The 21,592-nt window shown below is 70.5% G+C and carries 20 protein-coding genes; 16 read left to right on the top strand and 4 right to left on the bottom strand.

Annotated features, from left to right (window positions below):
• The first annotated feature begins 62 nt into the window (after window positions 1–62).
• Window positions 63–871 (top strand): IS5 family transposase gene (locus tag KUF83_RS28775; RefSeq protein ID WP_217457892.1). Its coding sequence is split into 2 segments (ribosomal slippage): window positions 63–402 and window positions 402–871, totalling 810 coding nucleotides; the frame shifts between segments, so codons are not numbered across the junction.
• 61 nt (window positions 872–932) lie between these two features.
• On the opposite strand, the gene KUF83_RS43055 is transcribed toward KUF83_RS28775, so the two are convergent.
• Entirely contained in the window at window positions 933–1,151 is a 219-nt protein-coding gene (locus KUF83_RS43055) for an IS3 family transposase (protein ID WP_217457897.1), read from the bottom strand.
• A gap of 978 nt (window positions 1,152–2,129) precedes the next feature.
• Between KUF83_RS43055 and KUF83_RS28765 the strand changes: the two genes are divergently transcribed.
• The 7 genes from KUF83_RS28765 to KUF83_RS28735 all read left to right on the top strand — a co-directional run bounded on the left by KUF83_RS28765 (window position 2,130) and on the right by KUF83_RS28735 (window position 9,060).
• Window positions 2,130–2,681 carry a hypothetical protein gene (locus KUF83_RS28765; RefSeq protein ID WP_217457891.1) on the top strand — a complete coding sequence of 184 codons (552 nt, stop codon included), beginning with the start codon at window positions 2,130–2,132 and terminating at the stop codon, window positions 2,679–2,681.
• Window positions 2,682–2,767: 86 nt separating this feature from the next.
• A complete protein-coding gene (locus KUF83_RS28760) occupies window positions 2,768–4,144 on the top strand; it encodes a hypothetical protein (protein WP_217457890.1) in 1,377 nt (458 codons plus the stop codon).
• Window positions 4,141–4,722 (top strand): hypothetical protein, encoded by a 582-nt coding sequence (locus tag KUF83_RS28755; protein ID WP_217457889.1) that lies wholly within the window; start codon window positions 4,141–4,143, stop codon window positions 4,720–4,722. Before KUF83_RS28760 ends, KUF83_RS28755 begins: the two co-directional genes overlap by 4 nt.
• An 11-nt stretch (window positions 4,723–4,733) precedes the next feature.
• Entirely contained in the window at window positions 4,734–5,486 is a 753-nt protein-coding gene (locus KUF83_RS28750) for an ABC transporter ATP-binding protein (RefSeq protein ID WP_217457888.1), read from the top strand.
• Between the two features lie 388 nt (window positions 5,487–5,874).
• A complete protein-coding gene (locus tag KUF83_RS28745) occupies window positions 5,875–7,284 on the top strand; it encodes a DUF2252 domain-containing protein (protein WP_217457887.1) in 1,410 nt (469 codons plus the stop codon).
• An 87-nt stretch (window positions 7,285–7,371) separates the two neighbouring features.
• The gene (locus KUF83_RS28740) at window positions 7,372–8,418 is read left to right on the top strand and encodes a J domain-containing protein (protein WP_217457886.1); all 1,047 of its coding nucleotides are present in this window, start codon (window positions 7,372–7,374) and stop codon (window positions 8,416–8,418) included.
• A gap of 312 nt (window positions 8,419–8,730) precedes the next feature.
• Entirely contained in the window at window positions 8,731–9,060 is a 330-nt protein-coding gene (locus KUF83_RS28735; protein WP_217457896.1) for a rhodanese-like domain-containing protein, read from the top strand.
• Window positions 9,061–9,240: 180 nt separating this feature from the next.
• Here the strand turns inward: KUF83_RS28735 and KUF83_RS28730 are convergent, their stop codons facing one another.
• On the bottom strand, window positions 9,241–10,377 hold the full coding sequence (locus KUF83_RS28730; RefSeq protein ID WP_217457885.1) for an acyl-CoA dehydrogenase family protein: 1,137 nt from the start codon (window positions 10,375–10,377) through the stop codon (window positions 9,241–9,243).
• A 356-nt stretch (window positions 10,378–10,733) separates the two neighbouring features.
• Here KUF83_RS28730 and KUF83_RS28725 point away from each other — a divergent pair, with 356 nt between their 5' ends.
• The 3 genes from KUF83_RS28725 to KUF83_RS28715 all read left to right on the top strand — a co-directional run bounded on the left by KUF83_RS28725 (window position 10,734) and on the right by KUF83_RS28715 (window position 14,169).
• On the top strand, window positions 10,734–11,801 hold the full coding sequence (locus tag KUF83_RS28725) for a DUF5819 family protein (RefSeq protein WP_217457895.1): 1,068 nt from the start codon (window positions 10,734–10,736) through the stop codon (window positions 11,799–11,801).
• Between the two features lie 200 nt (window positions 11,802–12,001).
• A complete protein-coding gene (locus tag KUF83_RS28720) occupies window positions 12,002–13,423 on the top strand; it encodes an HTTM domain-containing protein (protein WP_308403181.1) in 1,422 nt (473 codons plus the stop codon).
• Entirely contained in the window at window positions 13,420–14,169 is a 750-nt protein-coding gene (locus KUF83_RS28715; protein WP_217457884.1) for an RNA methyltransferase, read from the top strand. Before KUF83_RS28720 ends, KUF83_RS28715 begins: the two co-directional genes overlap by 4 nt.
• A 71-nt stretch (window positions 14,170–14,240) precedes the next feature.
• On the opposite strand, the gene paaN is transcribed toward KUF83_RS28715, so the two are convergent.
• Window positions 14,241–15,932: a phenylacetic acid degradation protein PaaN gene (gene paaN / locus KUF83_RS28710; protein WP_217457883.1), complete on the bottom strand. Its 1,692-nt coding sequence runs from the start codon at window positions 15,930–15,932 to the stop codon at window positions 14,241–14,243.
• 148 nt (window positions 15,933–16,080) lie between these two features.
• Here paaN and KUF83_RS28705 point away from each other — a divergent pair, with 148 nt between their 5' ends.
• Together KUF83_RS28705 and KUF83_RS28700 are read left to right on the top strand one after the other, a co-directional pair.
• Window positions 16,081–17,595 carry a 3-hydroxyacyl-CoA dehydrogenase gene (locus KUF83_RS28705; protein ID WP_217457882.1) on the top strand — a complete coding sequence of 505 codons (1,515 nt, stop codon included), beginning with the start codon at window positions 16,081–16,083 and terminating at the stop codon, window positions 17,593–17,595.
• Complete coding sequence (locus tag KUF83_RS28700; protein ID WP_217457881.1) at window positions 17,592–18,182, top strand: TetR/AcrR family transcriptional regulator; 591 nt, start codon at window positions 17,592–17,594, stop codon at window positions 18,180–18,182. The genes KUF83_RS28705 and KUF83_RS28700 overlap by 4 nt, the downstream gene beginning before the upstream one ends.
• 248 nt (window positions 18,183–18,430) lie before the next feature.
• Here the strand turns inward: KUF83_RS28700 and KUF83_RS28695 are convergent, their stop codons facing one another.
• Window positions 18,431–18,931 carry an Lrp/AsnC family transcriptional regulator gene (locus tag KUF83_RS28695; protein WP_374106186.1) on the bottom strand — a complete coding sequence of 167 codons (501 nt, stop codon included), beginning with the start codon at window positions 18,929–18,931 and terminating at the stop codon, window positions 18,431–18,433.
• A 175-nt stretch (window positions 18,932–19,106) separates the two neighbouring features.
• Here KUF83_RS28695 and pdhA point away from each other — a divergent pair, with 175 nt between their 5' ends.
• From pdhA to KUF83_RS28680, 3 genes are all read left to right on the top strand, one after another.
• Window positions 19,107–20,270, top strand: a complete 1,164-nt coding sequence (gene pdhA / locus KUF83_RS28690) for a pyruvate dehydrogenase (acetyl-transferring) E1 component subunit alpha (protein WP_217457880.1) — start codon at window positions 19,107–19,109, stop codon at window positions 20,268–20,270.
• Window positions 20,267–21,271, top strand: a complete 1,005-nt coding sequence (locus tag KUF83_RS28685) for an alpha-ketoacid dehydrogenase subunit beta (RefSeq protein WP_217457879.1) — start codon at window positions 20,267–20,269, stop codon at window positions 21,269–21,271. Before pdhA ends, KUF83_RS28685 begins: the two co-directional genes overlap by 4 nt.
• A partial coding sequence (locus KUF83_RS28680; protein ID WP_302828554.1) for a biotin/lipoyl-containing protein occupies window positions 21,271–21,592 on the top strand: 322 nt, incomplete at its 3' end. The genes KUF83_RS28685 and KUF83_RS28680, both read left to right, overlap by 1 nt.

The following is a 21,592-nucleotide window of genomic DNA, read 5'->3' as shown; positions in this document are numbered from 1 at the left end:
TTTCAGAATGAAGTTCGTTGTGGGGCTTGGCAGTTGGGTGTTGTGTCGGCACGATTTGTTGGGTGTCTGCTGATCTTGTGCCTGATGACCTGTGGGAACGTGTGGCCCCGTTGTTGCCTGCTCGTCCGCCCAGGCGGCGCCGGTATCCCGGGCGGTTGCCTGCAGATGACCGGGCTGCCCTGCGGGGCATCGTCTACGTGCTGTGCAAGAGCGTGAGCTGGCGGGACGTTCCGGCGGAACAGGTCGGCTGCAGCGGGGTGACGGCCTGGCGGCGTCTGCGGGACTGGACCGAGGCCGGCGTCTGGCCGCAGCTGCATGAGGTGCTGCTGGCGGAGCTGCGGGCCGCGGGTCTGCTGGACATGGACGACGCTGCGATTGACGGCTCGCACGTCCGGGCGCTCAAAGGGGGGCTCACACCGGACCTTCGCCGGTCGACCGGGCCCGGCCCGGCAGCAAGCACCACTTGATCGTCGACCGGCACGGCACCCCGCTGGTCGTCGCGCTGACCAGCGGGAATCGTCACGATGTCACTCAGCTGATGCCCCTGCTGGATGCGATACCCCGCATCCGCGGTGTTCGAGGTCGGCCACGTCACCGACCAAGCCGGCTGTTCGCCGACCGCGGCTACGACTACGACAAGTACCGTCGTCTTGTCCGGGCCCGCGGCATCACCCCGAAGTTCGCCCGGAAAGGCACCCCTCACGGCTCCGGGCTGGGGAAGACCCGCTGGGTCGTCGAGCGGACCTTTGCCTGGCTCCACCAGTTCAAGCGACTCCGGATCCGCTACGAGATACGCGCCGACCTCCACCTCGGACTCCTCCAACTCGCCTGCAGCATCATCTGCTTGAGACGACTCCGAATCTCATTCTGAAACGATCAGTTAGTGTTCGCCTCGCTTGCGGTGAAGTCGCGGCCGATGAGGTCGGCTGCCTTCACGGCGGCCGGGTCCGCGATCGTGGTGCGGTGCACCCTGCGCAGCCGCAGCCAGCCTGTTGGATGGCCTGCATGGCGCGGGCGGCACGCTTGTGATTGATCCGCTGGCCGTCCTGGCGGAGCTCGGCGGTGACCCTCGGAACGCCGTAGATGCCGTCCGACTGTTGTGGACTGTGCGTATCCGCGCGGTGAGTGGGCGTCGGCTGCCTGGCGGGCAGCCCGCGCGGCCTCGGTCTTGCGCCAGTAGTAGAAGCGCGAGCGGGCGATGCCGAGGATGGTGCACAACCGCCTTACGCCGAAGAGGCGCTGGTGGTCGGCAACGAACTGGAAGCGGCGCACCAGAGCGTCCCCCGGCGAAGTACTCGCAGGAGCTCGCGGACCGTCTTACGCAGGGCCGCGGTCTCAGCTCCAGTGGCGTGGGCGGCTCCGCGGGCACCTTCGCCCGACGCCCCCTCGACGGGTTCGCCCCGGACGGCCGCACTCAGTTCCGCTACCCCTCCTGGTCCTGCTGAGCAGGCTCGCCCACGTTTTCTTCACCGCCGTCCGTGCCGACGAACACTCCCGTCGTCCCGGGTCGGCTGACCTGGCCCAGCCGTACCGTGACGAGATCCAACGCCTGTTCAATCCGCTTGTTGTCCGGCCGGTCCACACGCAGCCCACTGGCTCTGCTAGTCGACAGGCGACGCGCCGGCAAGCCCGGTTCCACACCAGCCATTACCGGTGACACGCGACATCCCAGACATGAGGATCACGCTCAATGGCTGGAGCAGTACCTAACTGGAGGTGAGGTAGCGGCGAGGTTTTTCGGCCACTTTTCGCCCCAATGGGATGCCCAACCCATCTCTCTTCTTCACGGACGGCACACAGGCACCTCCGTGACGTGAACACAGAAGTCGCGCAAATCGATGCACGACTCTCGCTGGACTCTTTCAAGCCATGCCCGAGCTGTCTCTTGTTCGGCATTGATGGTTTATGCCTATGGTGATCGCCGCGCTTGGCGGATTTTGACCACTCCGCCGTCGCGTACAGCAGCTAGCGACCGGGGGGACACCGTCGTTATGGGGGAGTGCTTCGCTATGCCGTGGTACCGGCCATACGTACGTCGACCTTTACTGCGCGTGCCCCTTCAGGAGCTGCGAGCCCCGGCTTCGACCGTGAGGCAGAAGCCACGATCATCGACTGCAGGAGACCACGTCTTGAAGCACAGAAACACGATACGTGCCGCCCTGACCGCCGCCGTTGTCACTGCGGCACTCACCGGCACTGTGACCGTAGCCAGCGCCGACGCTACCGCGTCGGCCAGTGATGACGCGCACACGTTCAATCCCAACGAAGCGGGCCTGTTCGAGCTGCAGGCTCCCGCTCCTGACAGCGGCATGGTCCAGCCGATGAACTTCACCAGTTCTCTCTCCGGCTGGGCCCCGGGCTCGAAGGAGTCGCGTCACTGGGCGGACAACGACTACACCGAGATCCAGTTCACCGGCTGCACCATGGACGGAGCCACGGGGCGTTCCGTCGGAGTGAAGCTTTGGCAGGCGATCCCGCTGGGCCGGGACAAGGACATGGGCATGAAGACGTTCACGAACTGCTTCACCGGTTCGAACGAGACGTCCAAGGGTGAGTGGAGCGGCCACTACAACGACGGTGACAACCGGTACTTCACCATTCCCGAGCTCAACGGTGCTGACTTCACCCACGCGAAGGTCAGTGTGAGGACCGTCTACGTGGACACCTCGAAGGCCGACTAACGCCGCAGTATCACAACGCTATTGAGGACGGGAGGCATCAACTGGTGCCTCCCGTCCCCGCCCTGTTTTGAGAACGGTGTCGCCTCTTGAACCTTCGAGCCCGCCTGCGAACCACCTCGGCGGTGTGGACCGCCCCCATTTGGATTGGCATCGTCGCCTTCTATTTCTTCTACGCTCTTCATCTCGAAGACCCCTACGACGAGGTCATCTCGGGCCCCCTGTGGGCGGCACAGCAGGTCGCGCAGTCCCTCTTCTACTTCTACGCGTTCGCCTACGCCATCACCTGTGGCCTCGCCGTGTGGGAAGGCGGGCGGCTCAAGCGTGACGGCGTGTGGACCCTGGCTCCCGGACGAACCCGATTCCGGGTCGCCGCCGACGCCCTCGCCCCCGTGGTACTTGCTGGCTGGCTCATCCTCGGTCTGCCGGTCGTGATGCGCCTGATCGAAACTCGGCTTCTTCCCACGCCGTGGGCTCTCGCACCTCTCCTGTTCGGCATGGGCCTCGTGGTGGCGTGGGCGGTGATGGGCTGCGCCCTCGGTCACGTCACCCCACGGCTGGTCTCCGCGCCACTGTCCGCCGTCTTCGTCTATTACTTGATCACCAAGACGGGGCAGGTGGAACCTGTGTGGTTGCGCCACGTTTCCGGCTCCCTTGACACGTCTTTGGCCTTCGGTGAGCAGTACAAGGCACTAACCTTGCTCGTCCCCTTCCTGTTCACGATGTCCGTCGCGGCGGCCGTGGCCGTGTGGTGGCTGCCCGCCGCACGTGCGATACAGCGCGGAGCCCGTGGCGCGGCAGGAATCGGCGCCTTGGGGGTGATGATCCTGTGCGCGAACGCCGCCTCCGGGTGGGGTTACGGCGACGGCCCGGTCAGCGTGGGCCACGCGCCTGTCCGCTGCACAGGTACCGCTCCCCGGGTATGCATCGCCGAGACAGGAGGATCCGCAGAGCAGCTGAAACGGGTGCGCGGTGAGATCCTCCGAACCGTCACACGCCTCCGCGAGGCCGGGGTGAACGTCGCCATGCCGGAGACGGTCTCGGACAGCCTTCTCAACGGACGTAACAGGCAGCACTCGACTCAGACCAATTGGTGGCTGCCGCTGTCAGAGCAGGCAGGGAAAAGCGGCCTGGGCATGACCGGAGTCCGATACGGTGTTCTCCTCACCTCGGTGAGGTTCCCCTGCGCCTTCCCTACATCGTTCGAGTCAGGCCAGTCGGCGGACTGGGTTGTCAACCATGATGCCGCGATGCTGTGGACCGCGCTGCTCGTTGAGGCCGACAAGCCCTACCTGGCGTGGCGCCGCGGTGAGTACGGCAGCACCTTCCAGAACGCCGGCCAGGTGCTGGCGAAAGTCGAGCAGCGGGCCCGCAACGCCCGACGGCTCTCGCAGGACAAGCAGGCGGACTGGTTCCACGCGGAGCAAACGAAGGCATGCAGCCTCGTGCAAGGGATCACGCGGTGACCCTGTGGTTCAAGGTCCGCCGCGTTCAGGGCTTACTCGTCCCGGCCGTGGTCTTCTTCGTGGTGATCGTCGCGGTCGCGCATGACCAGTACGTCCGGCTGCCGGGTCTGCTCAGCGCAGGGGGAAACCGGGTGTTTCTCATGCAGCTGACACCTCTGATCATCACCTCCGCGCTCGCCCATAGCCTCGCTCAGGGAGTACCCGAAATCGAGGCGACAGGGCAACGCAAAATACGTGTCATGGACGCGGGCTTGGTCACCGCCTCGGTCGCGATTGTCGCCCTGACGAGTGTCGTCGCCGGAAGTCTGGCAGGTTCGCAGGAGGCAACCATGGCGGGCCGTAACACCCTGTTCCTCGCCGGGCTCATGCTGTTGGCCCGCGCGGTTCACGAACAGGCCGCCTCCGCCCTTCCTGTGGGATGGGTGTTCGCTGTCATGTTCATCGGCTACCGAGACTTCCATCGCCCGTGGCCGTGGGCGGTCACCCTCCATCCCTCCAGCTTCCTGCCCACGCTCGGGCTCTGCCTGCTCGTCTTCGTCGCCGGGCTCGCCGTCCACGCCCGCACGCGCCGCTTCTGAAGGGTTCTGTCATGTCGATCCACTTCAAATCCTGCACCTTCGGCTATGGACGCAGGAAGCCCCCGATCCTCAAAGACCTCACCTACACCGTCCCCGACGGATTCACCGTCCTACTCGGCCCCAACGGGGCCGGAAAGTCCACCCTGCTGAAGCTTGGCAGCGGCCTTCACAAGCCGCACTCCGGAAGCGTTTCCATGGGAAGTCTGACATCTCGTGACTTTGCGTTTGCCGGGCAGGTCGCCTGGATGCCGCAGGTCATCACCCCCATGACCGGCCTGACCGCCCGCGAGCAGGTTGCCTATACCGGCTGGCTGAAGGGCATGGCCAAGTCCGACGCCTGGGACGCCGCGCGGACCGCCCTGGAGCGGGTCAACATGATGGACCGAGCCGACATCAAGACGAAGCAATTGTCAGGCGGCCAACTCCGCCGCGTCGGCGTCGCTTCTGCCCTCGTCCACGGAGCGGGCATCTTGCTCCTTGACGAGCCGACCGCCGGCATGGACCCCACCCAACGTCGTGCGTTCCGCGACCTTATCCTCGGCCTCGCCACTGCTGAGGTCCGCGTGCTGATGTCCACCCACGATGTCGCCGACCTCGCGGAGGAGGCCGACCACGTCACCGTCCTCCAGAAGGGACAGATCGCTTTCACCGGCCCCACCCGTGACTTCCTCACTCATGCCCCGCACGAGACCTCTAAAGCACGCCGCGCCGAAACCGCCTACGCCACGGTCTCCACACTCCCGGCCCTGCAGACGTCCCGGTAATTTGCGCTGGATATTCGCTAGCGGCCTATTCACGAGGACCTGCCGTGATGACTGGGCAGCCTCTGCTGGAACCGTCGCGGATGTATTCCCTCTCGGCAGGCGGGGTGTCGACGAGACCACTCTCGGTTCAGGCGCCGTCGGCCCTCTTCCGACTTCGCCCGGAGGCAGACGAGTGAGTGTCAAGAGTTGTGGATCCGCGGGTTGTTCAGGCTGCAGTGATACCAAGTCGTTCGACCAGGTGGTCGTTCTGCCTGGCGCCTGACGCCCGACGGCGCTCTGGGCTGGGTGTTTTCACACGAGTGGAGTTGTCCACAGGGGCTCACGCGAATCGGCGCCCGGCGGTACCGTCGTCACGAGTTGATGTTCGTGTGCGGGGGAGGCGATTCGGGTGAGCGAGACCGGTGGCGCGGTGACCACGAGGATTCCGAAGGTGGACGGGTTCGCGGAATGGCCCGCGGAGGACTCGTCCAAGAAAGACGGCAAGGACCTTCGGGCACGCGTCCCGCGCAGCGCGCACGCGTCGTTCTACGCGGACGGCGACCGCCCGGACGCGGTGACGGCGGTGGAGGAGTCCAGCCGCGGCCGCCTCGCCGAGCTCACCCCGATAAGGGTGGGCAGGATGGCGGCCACACCCTTCGCCTTCCTGCGCGGTTCGGCCGGCCTCATGGCGTACGACCTGGCGCGTACGCCGGTGACGGGCATCGGCGCGCAGATCTGCGGCGACGCCCACGCGGCCAACTTCGGCCTGTACGGGGACGCGCGGGGCGGCCTCGTCATCGACCTGAACGACTTCGACGAGACGGCGCACGGGCCGTGGGAGTGGGACCTCAAGCGTCTCGCGACCTCGCTGGTGCTCGCCGCACGTGAGGCGGGAGCGGACGAGGACACGTGCCGCAAGGCCGCCCACTTCGCGGCCGGCTCCTACCGGCGCACGATGCGGCTGCTCGCCAAGCTTCCGGCCCTGGACGCGTGGAACGCCATCGCGGACGAGGAGCTGGTCTCGCACGCCGACGCACACGACCTGCTCGGCACGCTGGAGCGGGTCTCGGAGAAGGCGCGGGGCAACACCAGCGGGCGGTTCGCGGCGAAGTCCACCGAGGAGGTGGAGGGCGGCGGGCGCCGGTTCGTCGACGCCTCGCCCGTGCTGCGTCGCGTCCCGGACGCCGAGGCCGCCGCGGTCGCGCTGTCGCTGGAGGAATACCTGGGCACACTCTCCGAGGACCGACTCCCTCTCCTGGCGAGGTACGCGGTGCACGATGTCGCCTTCCGCGTGGTCGGCACGGGCAGCGTGGGCACGCGTTCGTACGTGGTGCTGCTGCTGGACCACCGCGAAGAGCCGCTCGTCCTCCAGGTGAAGGAGGCCCGTACGTCCGTCCTGGTGCCGCATCTGGAGACGGCCGGCTTCGCGGTGCCGGAGGTCGCGCACGAGGGCCGCCGGGTCGTCATCGGCCAGAAGCGCATGCAGGTCGTCAGTGACAACCTCCTCGGCTGGACTTCCGTCGAGGGCCGCCCGTTCCAGGTGCGGCAGTTCCGCAACCGCAAGGGCAGCGTCGATCCCGCGGCGCTGGCGGCGGACCAGGTGGACGACTACGCGCGGATGACCGGGGCGCTGCTGGCGCGGGCACACGCCCACAGCGCCGATCCGCGGCTGGTCGCGGGCTACTGCGGCAAGAGCGAGGAGCTGGACGAGGCGGTCGCCTCCTTCTCGATGGCGTACGCGGACCGTACCGAGGCCGACCACGCGGAGCTGGTGGCCGCCGTGCGCGCGGGGCGGATCGCGGGCGAGCTGGGGGTCTGAAAGGCGACGGGCGCGTTTGGGCATCGGCACACGGGCGGCGCGCTCGTGCATCGGCGAGCCGGTGGGGCCGTGGCCTAGGCTGGTCGGGTGACGACCCCGGAAGCTGATCAGTCCCCGTCCGAGCCGCCGTCCGAGCCCTCTGCGGAGCCGGTCGCCGGTGAGCCGAGCGCTGAGGAGGCGGCCGCCGAGGAGGCGCGCGTCGAAGCGGATGCCGAGGCGTCCGTGAGGACCGGCGGCGCGGAATCGAGCACCTCCGCGTCGGCGGGGGCAGGCAGGGGCCACGAACCAGCCGAGGGCGGACCGGCGGAGGACGAGCCCGTAAGCGGTGCCGGTGCCGGGGGCGATGAGGCTGAGCGGCCTGAGGCGCGCCTGGAGCGGGCCGTGCGTGCGGCCGAGCAGGCATTGATCGAGTTCGAGATCGCCGTGGAGACGTTCCGGGTCGAGGTGGAGAATTTCTCCCGGCTGCACCATCAGCGGCTCGGCCCGATGTATTCGCGGCTCGACGAGCTGGAGGCACAGATCGCCGAAGCGCGTGCCGCGAGCACCGGCGACCCGGAGGACGTGCGCAAGGCGCAGGAGGCCCGGGCCCGGGTCATGCCGATGCCGGGGATCGAGGAGCTGTTCCACGACTGGCTCGACTCGGACGGGCTGTCCGCGGAAGCATCGGCGATGCTCACCGAGCAGCCCGTGCGTCCACCGCAGCGGGTGCGGCCGAGCGACGAGGCCCGCAAGCTCTACCGGGAGCTCGTCCGCAAGGCGCATCCCGACCTGGCGCAGGACGACACGGAGCGTGCGCGGCGCGACGAGTTCATCGCTCGTGTCAACGCCGCCTACGGCCGAGGGGACGAGGCCCTGCTCCGGGAGCTGTCCGAGGAGTGGGCGGCCGGTCCTGTGCCTGAGGAGTGGCGGCCGAGTCGCAGCGAGGAGCTCTACGCCCGTCTGGAGTGGCTCGCCCAGCGCAAGGAACTGCTGGCGCTCGTCGCCCGCGACCTGGAGGAGAGCGCGATCGGCGCGATGCTCAAGATCGCGCCGGACGACCCCGACCGGCTGTTGGAGGAGATCGCCGAACAACTGCTCACACAGGTCGGCGAGCGGGAGGCGGAGCTGGCGGGGCTGCTCGGCAGCGGTGCCTGAGAAGGGTTCGCCGCGCGTGGCCGACTTCGGCAGCGGCAGCGGCGGCATACGGCGGGCGCGGACGGCAGGCCGGACGCGGCGGGGGCGGACGGCAAGGCGCAGGCGTCTGAGTCGTCGGCCGCGGTCGGCCGCGGTTGGCCGGGGTCGGTCGTGGTCGGCTTTCGGATGCGTTCCTGTCTCCGGATGCGTTCCTGCTTCCGGGACGTGGTGGTGGTCGGGGCCCCTGGCGGATGGGATTGCTGCCGGGCGGATCTGCGGATCTGGCGAACGGGTCGGTCGGGTAGCGTCGGGGGCATGAGTTTCGGAGCTGGTGTGCCCACGGTCGAGGTCGGGGATCTCACGGACGGAGACTTCCTGCTGGACGTCCGGGAGGACGACGAGTGGCAGGCGGGTCACGCCCAGGGGGCACTGCACATCCCCATCAGTGAATTCGTGGCGCGTTACGGCGAGTTGACCGAAGCGGCGCCGCAGGACGGCAGGGTCAACGTGATCTGCCGCTCGGGTGGCCGGTCGGCACAGGTCGCGATGTACCTGAGCCAGCAGGGCGTCGACGCGGTGAACGTCGACGGCGGCATGCAGGTCTGGGCGGCCACGGGCCGCCCGGTGGTGAACGCGGAGGGACAGCCGGGGTTCGTGCTGTAGCGGACTCCGGGGCGACCGGTGGCCGGCCACAGAGGCGAGCCGGGGTTCGTGCTGTTGCGAACTCCTGGGTGACCGGGGACCGGTGGCCGATGATGGGTGGCCGGTGGCCGGTCACAGAGGCGCCGTTTCGCGCCTCTCGGGCCACCGGAACCCGTCCCGCTGCACCCGTCGGCGTTCGGCTCACCCCAGCGTGTGCGCCGCCAGAAGGTCGCCCAGGGCCTCCTCGTGTGCTGCCGCCGGGCCGAGCGAGAGTTCCAGCTGCTTGGCCCAGGCGTGGTACCGGTGCAGCGGGTAGTCGGTGTCCGCACCGAATCCCCCGTGCAGATGCTGTGCGGTCTGTACGACTCGGCGTACGCCCTCGGAGGCCCAGATCTTGGCGACGGCCACGTCACCGGACGCGGGCAGGGCCCCGCCGGCCGCCGTGCTGATCCGCCACGCGGCCTGCCAGAGGGTGGCCTCCATCGCGCGCAGATCGATGTAGCGGTCGGCCGCCTGCACGGCCACGGCCTGGAACGTGGCGACCGGGAACCCGAACTGCTCCCGCTTGCTGGTGTATTCGCTCGTCATCCTGAGTACGCCCTCGCCCAGGCCGAGCGCCAGCGCGCACGTCCCGGTGGCGAGGAGGTCCCGCAGCCGTTCCCAGGCGCCGTCGGCTTCGATGACGTCCCGGACGGGGACGCGTACGGAATCCAGGCGGAGTTCGCCGAGCCGCTCTCCCGACGTCGAGATCTGTTCGGCGAGCGTCGCGCCCTCGTGGACGCGGGGGACGAGGGCGAGCACCGAGCGGCCCGAGCTGCTGCTCAGGGCGGGGACGAGGACGAAGTCGGCGTTCTGCGCCCAGGGCACCGCCGTCTGTACTCCGTCCAGTACCCATGTGGTGCCCTCCTGCCGTGCGGTCACGGCGAGTTCGGCGCTGTCGTGGCCGGTGCGCCCGTTCGCCGCGACCGTCAGGACCAGCTCGCCCCGGCCGGTCCGTGCGAGGAGATCGGCTTTCAACTCCTCGCCGCCGTACGCCTGTACGACGACGGCGGCCGCCGTGTTCTCCAGCAGCGGCACCCGGGCGAGCACCCTCGCCGACTCCCGCAGCACCAGGCACAGCGCGATGGCGTCCAGACCGGCGCCGCCGTGGCGGGGGTCGAGCAGCAGGCTCAGCAGGTCCGCGTCGGCGAGCCGGGCCCACAGGACGCGGTCGAAGTCGTCCGCGACGGCGCCCGCGGTGAGCGCGGGACTGGGCACGCCGTCCGGCGCGACCCCCGCGAAGACCGCCTTCGCCGCCTCCACGGCCGCCTGCTGTTCCTCGGTGAAGGTGAAGTCCACGGTCCCGTCCTCCCGGCTGATCCGAATGATCGGTTCGATCGCTTGATCCGTTGAGTCGACCTGGCGGAGCGTCAAGATAGAACAGGTTCTAGAAGAAGGGAACGGGGACGGGCCGGCCGTCGTCCCTGTCGGCAAGGAGCGCCCTTCACCTGCAAGGGCAGAGGTTGCCGACCGATCGTTCGGTACGTTCGATTCGAGGGCAGGGCGGAGCCGTAAGGTGTCCACCGCTGTGGACGGCCGGGGTGGCCGCTGTGCCCCCTGGGGCTGTGCCGGACGGGTGGGTCTGAGTACCGTTCCGGTGCGGCCGTCGCGGGACGGGCGCCGACAGTCGGGCAGACATGGGGAAACGGGTGGCGATGGACGCGTACGACGAGGGCTCGAACGCCCGGCCCGTGCCGGGCGAGCCCGCGGCCACCACCCCAGGCACCCCTCCGCCGGACGGCCCGGCGGCCCCGGGGGCCCCGGCGGCCCCGGGGGACGGTTCCGCCGGGGTCCCGCATCAGCTCGGTGACCCGGTGCGCGAGTCGGCTGCGCATGATCAAGAGGTGCACGAGCCGGTTGCGTACGATCGTGAGGCGCCCGAGCCGCCTGCGTACGGCCACGCGGCGCACGATTCGGTGGTGCGCGACCCGGTGGTGCATGACTCGTCGGCTTACGCCCAAGGGCCGCCCGCCCCTGTCCTCCGCCCGGCCGGAACGTCTCCCTCCGCGGACACCCCTCCCTCCGTGGACGCTCCTCCCTCCGGTGGCATCGCCGCTCTCTCCCTTCCCTTCCAGATCGCCGCGGCGCTCGCGCTCGCGTTCGTCGCGGTGGTCGCCTGTGTGCACATCGGCATGGTGTTCCTGCATGTGGCGCCGTCGAACACGGTCACCAAGCAGCACGGGCAGGCGATCGACGAATGGGTCTACCCGGAGTTCGAGCAGAACTGGAAGCTCTTCGCTCCCAATCCGCTGCAGCAGAACATCGCGGTCCAGGTCCGTGCCGATGTACGGGCCGTGGACGGCTCCATCAGGACCACCCGCTGGTACGACCTCTCCGCGCTGGACGGCCGGGCCATCGACGGCAATCTGCTGCCCTCCCACACCCAGCAGAACGAACTGCGCCGGGCCTGGGACTTCTTCGTGGCCACGCACGACACCGCGAACCGCCCGAACGGCCTGCGCGGCGACCTCTCCGAGCGCTATCTGCGCCGGATCGTGGTCCTGCGCCTGGACCGTGAGGAGGCGGGCGGCCGAGGGGCGGTCATCCAGCAGGTCCAGGTCCGCTCGCGTACGACCAACGTGCCGCCGCCGAAGTGGAGCCGGGAGCAGGTGTCCGACAAGCCCGTCCTGCGGCAGCTGCCCTGGTGGCCGGTGTCGAAGACCGACCGGGCGGCCGGGACGCGGCCCGCGGACTCCACGGAGACGGCGGCGAACGCCCGATGAGCAACCACGACAGCACTCCACCGGGTACGCCGGACGAGACCGATCCGCCGAGCCCGCCGAGCCCGCCGGAGAACACCCCGCCTGAGAGCAGGCCCGCAGGCCCGCCGGACGCCTCCGCCCCGCCGAGCCCGCCGGCCGTCTCCGCCCCGGCGGGCGCCCCCGGACAGGGGTACTCCGTGGGTGCCCCTGGACGACTCCCCGTGACCGCTCCCTCGGGCACCCCCGGCCGCACCCCGTTCGGCGCCCCCGCCCATGCCCCCGCCCCCGTCGGCGCCCCGACAGGCACCCGCGACCCCCACCGGATGCGCAGCCTCGGACGGGAGCGGCTGGCCGCGCGGATCAGCCGTTTCGACCGCAAGCACCGGCTCGACCGGACGCTGGCGCAGGTCGTCTCCCGCCTCACCGGCCGGGCGCTCGGGCCGTACCAGACCGCGGTGATCAGGATCGGCTTCGCCGCGACCTGGCTGCTCTTCCTGCTGCGGGAGTTCCCGCACCGACAGGAGATGTACGGGCCCGACGGCCCCTGGAGCTGGGACCTCGCCCAGCAGCTCACCGCGAGCAACCACGCCTTCACGGCGCTGATGTGGTCCAGCAGCCAGGTCTGGTTCGAGATCGTCTTCATGCTCGCCGTGCTGTCGAGCGCCCTGCTGCTGCTCGGCTGGCGCACCCGCACCATGTCCGTGCTCTTCCTGGTCGGCGTGCTCTCCCTCCAGAACCGCAGCATCTTCATGGGGGACGGCGGCGACAACGTCATCCACCTGATGGCGATCTACCTGGTGTTCACGCGCTGCGGTCAGGTGTGGTCACTGGACGCGCGGCGCGAGCGCCGGGCGGCGGGGGCACGCGCGCGTGAAGGACGATTCCCCCCGGACCGGGTCGGTCCCGCCCTGTGGGCCGTGCTCGGTCTCGTCCTGGCGGCCGCCACGCTCGCCGGGAAGATCGACGGCGGTCTGTTCGGCGGCTGGCGGACGGTCTACTGGGGCCTGTGGGCCGCCCAGGCCCTGTGGTGGCTTGCGGGCCGGTACACCCGCAGGAGCGTCCAGCCGCGCGTCTTCCTCGACGTCGTCGCCAACCTCGTGCACAATGCCGCGCTCTTCGTGATCATGGCCGAGGCGTGTCTGATCTACGCGACCGCCGGCTGGTACAAGATCCAGGGATCGCGCTGGCAGGACGGCACAGCCGTCTACTACCCGCTGCACCTGGACTACTTCTCCCCCTGGCCGGCCCTGTCCGACCTCCTGTCCGCACACGGCACGCTGGTCATGCTCGTCACGTACGGGACGGTGGCCGTGCAGGTCGCCTTCCCGTTCACGCTGTTCAACCGGCGGGTGAAGAACATCCTGCTCGCGGCCATGATGACCGAGCACGCCGTGATCGCCGTCGTGCTGGGCCTGCCGTTCTTCTCGCTCGCGATGATCGCCGCCGACGCGGTCTTCCTGCCGACGTCCTTCCTGCGCCGCCTGGGCGGCTGGATGGCACGGGCGTGTGGCGGCCTGTCGTCCCGCATCCGCCGCGCGCTTCCGCGCCCGCGCAAGGACCGCGGGAGGCGGGAGGAGGACGAGGAACAAGCCCCGCGCTCCCCGGAGGCGGCCGAGCACCCGCACGTAGGCTTCACGGCATGAGGGACCCCCGCGACCCCGAGCCCGTCGGCCCCTGGCACCGGCTCGCCGACACCGCCGTACTGCTCGACGGCTTCCACACCCTCAAGCACGCGGTGCGTTTCCGGGCCGACGTCCCGGTGGCGGTCACCACCGACCGGCAGGCCGCGCTCGCCCTCGCCGACGAGCTGGCTCCGGACGTACGGGACACGCTGGACGCCCTCCTGACGGAGGTGCCGGAGGCCACGTACCGGGCGCTCGTCCCGCGCCCGCACCCCACCGCGGTGGCCGCCCTCGCGGTACGTCCCTCGCGTGAGGCCAACCTGGGGGCGCTGGCCCGCACCCCGCGCACCGCGCCCGTGGTCGTCCTCGACCAGCCGCGCAACCTCGGGAACGCCGGAGCGGTGATCCGCCTCGCGGCGGGCTTCGGCGCGACCGGGGTCGTCACCACCGGCACGCTCGATCCGTGGCATCCCACGGTCGTGCGCGGCGGGGCGGGCCTGCACTTCGCCACGGCCGTCGAGCGACTGGCCGTGGCAGAGCTGCCGGCCGGGCCGGTGTTCGCCCTGGACCCGGAGGGTGCGGACATCCGGGAGCTGAAGCTCCCGGACGACGCCGTCCTCGCCTTCGGTTCGGAACGCAGTGGCCTGTCCGCCGAACTGCGTGCCCGCACCGACCACCTGGTGTCCCTGCCGATGAAGCCCCAGGTGTCCAGCTACAACCTGGCCACCAGTGTGGCGATGACTCTCTTCCACTGGAGTGCCTCGTAGGGGTACGGCCACGGCCACGGTCGCGGGTCGTCCGTGGCCGTACGCGCGGTTCCCCGCGCGCGTGGGGGCGCTCACGCCTCCTTGCGGACCTCCACCACGCGGAAGCGGTTGGCCACGAACGCCCCGTCGCACAGCGCGGAGTTCGCGGCCGGGTTGCCGCCCGAGCCGTGGAAGTCCGAGAAGGCGGCCGTCTGGTTGACGTACACCCCGCCGGTCAGGTTCAGCGAGAGCTGGGCCGCCTCGTCCAGGCACGCCTCCCGCACGGCCTCCTCGACCTCCTCCGAGGTCGTGTACGCGCCGACGGTCATCGCGCCCTTCTCACGGACGGTCCGCCGCAGCAGTTGCACGGCGTCGGCCGCCGAGTCGACCGCGACGGCGAAGGACACCGGCCCGAAGCACTCGCTCATGTAGGCGGCCTGGTCGTCCGGCTTGCCGCCGTCGAGCTTCACGATCACCGGCGTACGGACCACCGCGTCCGGGAACTCCGGGTTGTCGATCTCCCGGGAGGCGAGGGCGACCTCGCCGAGACCGGCCGCGGCCTCCAGACGGGCCTTCACGTCCGGATTCACGAGCGCGCCCAGCAGGGCGTTCGCCCGGGCGTCGTCCCCGAGGAGCCCGTCGACGGCCCTCGCGAGGTCGGCGACCACCTCGTCGTACGACTTGGGGCCCTCCTCCGTACGGATGCCGGCGCGCGGGACGAGGAGGTTCTGCGGGGTCGTGCACATCTGGCCGCTGTAGAGGGACAGGGAGAAGGCGAGGTTCGACAGCATTCCCTTGTAGTCGCCGGTCGACTCCACGATCACCGTGTTGACGCCGGCCTTCTCCGTGTAGACCTGCGCCTGGCGGGCGTTGGCCTCGAGCCAGTCGCCGAACTCCGTCGAACCGGTGTAGTCGATGATCCGGATCTCGGGGCGGGTGGCCAGGGTCTTGGCGATGCCCTCGCCGGGCCGCTCGGCGGCCAGCGCCACCAGGTTCGGGTCGAAGCCCGTCTCGGCGAGCACCTCGCGGGCCACCTGGACGGTGAGCGCCAGCGGCAGCACCGCGCGCGGGTGGGGCTTCACCAGTACGGCGTTGCCCGTGGCCAGCGAGGCGAACAGGCCCGGATAGCCGTTCCACGTGGGGAAGGTGTTGCAGCCGATCAGCAGCGCGGTGCCGCGCGGCACCGGCGTGAACTGCTTGGTCAGCGCGAGCGGGTCCCGCTTGCCCTGCGGCTTGGTCCACTCGGCGTTGTCGGGGGTGCGGACCTGCTCCGCGTACGCGTACGCCACCGCCTCCATGCCGCGGTCCTGGGCGTGCGGGCCGCCGGCCTGGAACGCCATCATGAAGGCCTGGCCGCTGGTGTGCATGACCGCGAGCGCGAACTCGTGCGTACGGTCGCTGATCCGCTTGAGGATCTCCAGGCACACCACCGCGCGCGCCTCAGCGCCCGCGTCGCGCCACGCGCGCTGCCCGGCGCGCATGGCGGGCAGCAGAGTGTCCACGTCCGCGTGCGGGTAGGTGACCCCCAGCTCGATCCCGTACGGCGAGACCTCGCCGCCCACCCAGTCGTCCGTGCCGGGCTGTCCGAGGTCGAGGCGGCTCCCGAGCAGGGCGTCGAAGGCGGCCTTGCCCTCGGCCATCCCCAGGCTGCCGTTCTCCCCGTAGGCCTTGGGGTGCTCGGGGTGCGGCGACCAGTACGCGCGCGTGCGCATCGCTTCCAGCGCCTGGTCGAGGGTGGGCCGGTGCTTGGCGATGAGCTCGTGCGCGGTCGGTGCGGCGGCCATGCGGGACCAACTCCTCGTTTCACGAACTCTTCGTCGAGCTCATGACCTGGGCAGAAACAGCCGGACAGAGTTAGAGTAACCGAACGATCGGTCGGGACAAGGGGGTCCGCTGAACCTGTGGAAAACCCCGTGCGGGAGGATCGCGAGCATGACAGCACTCGACCTCGCCGGCCCCGTGGCCGTCGTCGGCACCGGCACCATGGGCCAGGGCATCGCCCAGGTCGCGCTCGTCGCGGGCCACCCCGTGCGGCTGTACGACACCGCGCCCGGCCGTGCCCGGGCGGCGGCCGAAGCGATCGGCGTCCGCCTCGACCGGCTCGTCGAGAAGGACCGGCTGACCGGCGCCGAGCGGGATGCCGCCCGCGCCCGGCTGCGCCCCGCCGAGAGCCTCGCCGACCTCGCGGACTCCGGGCTGGTCGTCGAGGCCGTCCTGGAGCGGCTGGACGTCAAGCAGCAGCTGTTGCGCGAGCTGGAGGACATCGTCGCGGACGACTGCCTGCTCGCCACCAACACCTCCTCCCTGGCGGTGACCGCGATCGGCGGCGCCCTGCGCAACCCCGGCCGATTCGTGGGGCTGCACTTCTTCAACCCCGCGCCGCTGCTGCCCCTCGTCGAGGTCGTCTCCGGGTTCGCGACCGACGTCACGTCGGCCACGCGCGCGTACGAGCTGGCCCGCGCCTGGGGGAAGACCCCGGTCGCCTGCGCCGACACCCCCGGCTTCATCGTCAACCGCATCGCGCGGCCCTTCTACGCCGAGGCGTTCGCGGTCTACGAGTCGCAGGCCGCCGACCCCGCGACGATCGACGCGATCCTGCGTGAGTCGGGCGGCTTCCGGATGGGCGCCTTCGAACTGACCGACCTGATCGGCCAGGACGTCAACGAGTCCGTGACGCGCTCCGTGTGGGAGGCCTTCTTCCAGGACGTGCGCTTCACTCCCTCGCTGGCCCAGCGCAGGCTCGTCGAGTCGGGCCGGCACGGCCGCAAGACGGGACAGGGCTGGTACGACCACGGGGCCGGGGCCGAGCGTCCCGAGCCGCACACCGCGGACAAGGCCCAGCCGCCCGCGTACGTCGTCGCCGAGGGCGACCTGGGCCCCGCCTCCGAGCTGCTCGCGCTGATCCGTGAGGCGGGCATTCAGGTCCGCGAGGACGAGGAGGACCACGGCACGCGCCTGGTGCTCCCCAGCGGCGGCCAGCTGGCCCTCGCGGACGGCCAGACCGCGGTCGAGTTCCGTGACGTCGTCTACTTCGACCTGGCGCTCGACTACCGGAGGGCCACTCGGATCGCCCTGTCCGGATCGCAGGACACCCAGCCGCAGACCCTCGCCGAGGCGACCGGGCTCTTCCAGGCGCTCGGCAAGGACGTCAGCGTCATCGGGGACGCCCCCGGCATGATCGTCGCCCGTACCGTCGCGCGGATCGTGGACCTGGCGCACGACGCCGTCTCCAAGGGCGTGGCCACCGAGGAGGACGTCGACACGGCGATGAGGCTGGGCGTCAACTACCCGCTGGGCCCCTTCGAATGGTGCCGCAGGCTCGGCAAGACCTGGGCGCACGACCTCCTGGAGGAACTGCACCTGCGGGAACCCTCGGGCCGCTACGCACCCTCTCTCGCCCTCTACCGCCACGGGCACGCCGCCGACAAGCGGGAGGGCACCTCATGACCACCGCCAAACGCGACACCTACACCCCGGAGACGCTGCTCTCCGTGGCGGTGCGGGTCTTCAACGAGCGGGGTTACGACGGCACCTCCATGGAGCACCTGTCCAAGGCGGCCGGCATCTCCAAGTCGTCGATCTACCACCACGTCACGGGCAAGGAGGAACTGCTGCGCCGGGCCGTCAGCCGGGCGCTCGACGGCCTCTTCGGGATCCTCGACGAGGAGCACGCGCGCGTGGGGCGTGCCGTGGAGCGCCTGGAGTACGTCACCCGGCGCATGGTCGAGGTGCTCACCGCCGAGCTGCCGTACGTGACGCTGCTGCTGCGGGTGCGCGGCAACACCGACACCGAGCGGTGGGCCCTGGAACGGCGCCGGGACTTCGACCACGAGGTGGCCGCCCTCCTGAAGGCGGCCGCCGCCGACGGGGACGTACGCGGTGACGTGGAGGTCCGGCTCGCGACCCGGCTGGTCTTCGGGATGATCAACTCGATCGTCGAGTGGTACCGCCCGGACGGGCGGGGCATGGGCGAGCGCGAGGTCGCCGACGCGGTGGTGCTGATGGTCTTCGGGGGACTCCGGCAGCCGGGCTGAGCCGGTACCTGGAGGGCCCGCGGGACGGCGTGGCGGGCGTCCGGAGGGCTCGGCCGCGTGGACGGGCGGGCGGCCCACGGCCACCCTGCGGGGCCACCTGGCAGTCCTGCGGCCCCCTGGCCGCCCTTTCGGGGCCCCTGGCCGTTCTCTGCGGTTCCTTGCCCCACCGCCGGGCCCAGCGCTCTCCCTGCGGCTCCACGAAGCCCGCCCCCGGCCACTCCAGGACCGCCCTCGGGGCGCGCCACCGGTCACCCCTGCGGTTCCAGGTCCTCCTCCTCGAACACCAGGAGCGTCCTCGTGCTGAGCACCTCGGGGATGGCCTGGAGCCGGGTGAGCACCAGCTCGCGCAGCGCCCTGTTGTCCGGCGTGTGCACCAGGAGCAGGACGTCGAAGTCGCCGCCCACCAGCGCGATGTGCGAGGCCCCGGGGAGCAGCCTGAGCTGCTCGCGCACGGTGCGCCAGGTGTTCTGAACGATCTTGAGAGTGATGTACGCCGAGGTGCCGTGCCCCGCCCGTTCATGGTCGACGCGGGCACCGAAACCGCGGATCACGCCGTCCTCGACGAGGCGGTTGATGCGCGCGTAGGCGTTGGCACGGGAGACGTGGACCCGCTCGGCCACGGACCGTATCGAGGCACGGCCGTCCGCCTGGAGCATCTGCAGGATGTCCTGGTCGGTGGAGTCGAGCGGGCGCGGCGGCGGCAGGGTGGCCCCGGCCTCCGGCCCCTCGGCCATTTGTTCAGGTGCCATGTCCCCCCGCCTCCCTACCATGGACGTACTGCATCCATCTCAGGCTGTGGAGAACCGTTTGTCCACAGCCTGAAGGTGCCTGTAGCCAAAATGTGCCGACGACCGAACAATCGGTAGGTGAGGCGTGTCACTCACGGCAGGCCTCTCGAAGTCGCTCCCACGAGGAGGTGCCGACATGACGGTCCTGGAGCAGCGAGGCGCATACCGGCCCACGCCGCCGCCCGCCTGGCAGCCCCGCGCCGACCCAGCGCCGCTGCTGCCCGACGCGTCACCCCACCGCGTCCTCGGCACCGAGGCGGCCGAGCGGGTCGATCCGGGGCTGCTGCGCCGTCTGTACGCGGAGCTGGTGCGCGGCCGTCGGTACAACGCGCAGGCCACCGCCCTCACCAAGCAGGGCCGCCTCGCCGTCTACCCCTCCTCCACGGGCCAGGAGGCCTGCGAGGTAGCCGCCGCGCTCGTCCTCGAGGAGCGGGACTGGCTCTTCCCGAGCTACCGGGACACCCTCGCCGCCGTCGCCCGGGGCCTCGACCCCGTACAGGCGCTGACCCTCCTGCGCGGCGACTGGCACACCGGCTACAACCCCCACGAGCACCGCATCGCCCCCCTGTGCACTCCGCTCGCCACCCAGTTGCCGCATGCCGTGGGCCTCGCTCACGCGGCCCGCCTCAAGGGCGACGACGTGGTCGCGCTCGCGCTGGTGGGCGACGGCGGCACCAGCGAGGGCGACTTCCACGAGGCGCTGAACTTCGCCGCCGTGTGGCAGGCCCCGGTGGTCTTCCTGGTGCAGAACAACGGCTTCGCGATCTCCGTCCCGCTCGCCAAGCAGACCGCCGCCCCTTCCCTGGCCCACAAGGCCGTGGGGTACGGAATGCCCGGCAGGCTGGTCGACGGGAACGACGCCGCCGCCGTGCACGAGGTCCTCAGCGAGGCGATCGCCCACGCGCGCGCGGGCGGCGGTCCCACGCTCGTGGAGGCGGTGACGTATCGCATGGAGGCCCACACGAACGCCGACGACGACAAGCGATACCGCGAGGACGCGGAGGTCGAGGCCTGGCGCGCGCACGACCCGATCGCCCTCCTGGAGCGCGAGCTGACCGATCGTGGACTGCTGGACGAGGACGGGATGCGGGCCGCGCGCGAGGACGCCGAGGCGATGGCCGCGGACCTGCGCGAGCGCATGAACCAGGACCCGGCGCTCGACCCCATGGACCTCTTCGCGGAGGTCTACGCCCAGCCGACGACGCAACTCCTGGAGCAGGAGGCCCTTTTGCGGGCCGAGCTGGACGCCGAGGCGCGTCAGCACGAGGACGAGGACGAGCCGGAAGGAAACACGCGATGACCACCGTCGCGGTGAAGCCGGCCACCATGGCGCAGGCCCTCGGACGGGCCCTGCGCGACGCACTGACCGACGACCCGACCGTCCACGTGATGGGCGAGGACGTCGGCGCCCTCGGCGGTGTCTTCCGTGTCACCGACGGGCTCGCGAAGGAGTTCGGCGAGGACCGGGTCACGGACACGCCGCTGGCCGAGGCGGGCATCCTCGGCACGGCGGTCGGCATGGCCATGTACGGGCTCAGGCCGGTCGTGGAGATGCAGTTCGACGCCTTCGCGTACCCCGCCTTCGAGCAGCTGATCTCGCACGTGGCCCGCATGCGCAACCGCACGCGCGGGGCGATGCCGCTGCCCATCACCGTGCGCGTGCCCTACGGCGGCGGCATCGGCGGCGTCGAGCACCACAGCGACTCCTCCGAGGCGTACTACATGGCGACTCCGGGGCTGCATGTCGTCACGCCCGCGACGGTCGCCGACGCCTACGGCCTGTTGCGCCAGGCCATCGCCTCCGACGACCCGGTCGTCTTCCTGGAGCCCAAGCGCCTGTACTGGTCGAAGGACTCCTGGAATCCCGACGAGCCGCAGGCCGTAGAGCCCATCGGCCGTGCGGTGGTCCGCAGGCCGGGCCGCAGCGCCACGCTCATCACGTACGGGCCGTCCGTGCCCGTCTGCCTGGAGGCCGCGGAAGCGGCCGGGGCCGAGGGCTGGGACCTCGAAGTCGTCGACCTGCGCTCCCTGGTGCCGTTCGACGACGAGACGGTCGCCGCGTCAGTGCGCCGTACCGGCCGGGCCGTCGTGGTGCACGAGTCGGGAGGCTTCGGCGGGCCCGGCGGGGAGATTGCCGCGCGCGTCACGGAGCGCTGCTTCCACCATCTGGAGGCGCCGGTGCTGCGCGTGGCCGGCTTCGACATCCCGTATCCGCCGCCGATGCTGGAGCGGCACCACCTGCCCGGCGTCGACCGGATCCTGGACGCGGTGGCGCGGTTGCAGTGGGAGGCGCAGAGCTGATGGCACAGGTCCTCGAATTCAAGCTGCCCGACCTCGGCGAGGGGCTCACCGAGGCCGAGATCGTCCGCTGGCTCGTCCAGGTCGGTGACGTCGTCGCCGTCGACCAGCCCGTCGTCGAGGTCGAGACGGCCAAGGCGATGGTCGAGGTCCCCTGCCCGTACGGGGGCGTGGTCACGGCCCGCTACGGCGACGAGGGAACGGAACTTCCGGTGGGCGCCCCGCTGCTGACGGTCGCCGTGGGAGCGCCGGCTTCCGGAGCGCCCGGCTTCGACGCGGCCGGCTCCGGCGGCGAAAGCTCGGGGAACGTGCTCGTCGGCTACG

The sequence above is a fragment of the Streptomyces sp. BV286 genome, assembly GCF_019090165.1.
Taxonomy (GTDB): domain Bacteria; phylum Actinomycetota; class Actinomycetes; order Streptomycetales; family Streptomycetaceae; genus Streptomyces.
This window is presented reverse-complemented; position numbering and strand designations above follow the sequence as displayed.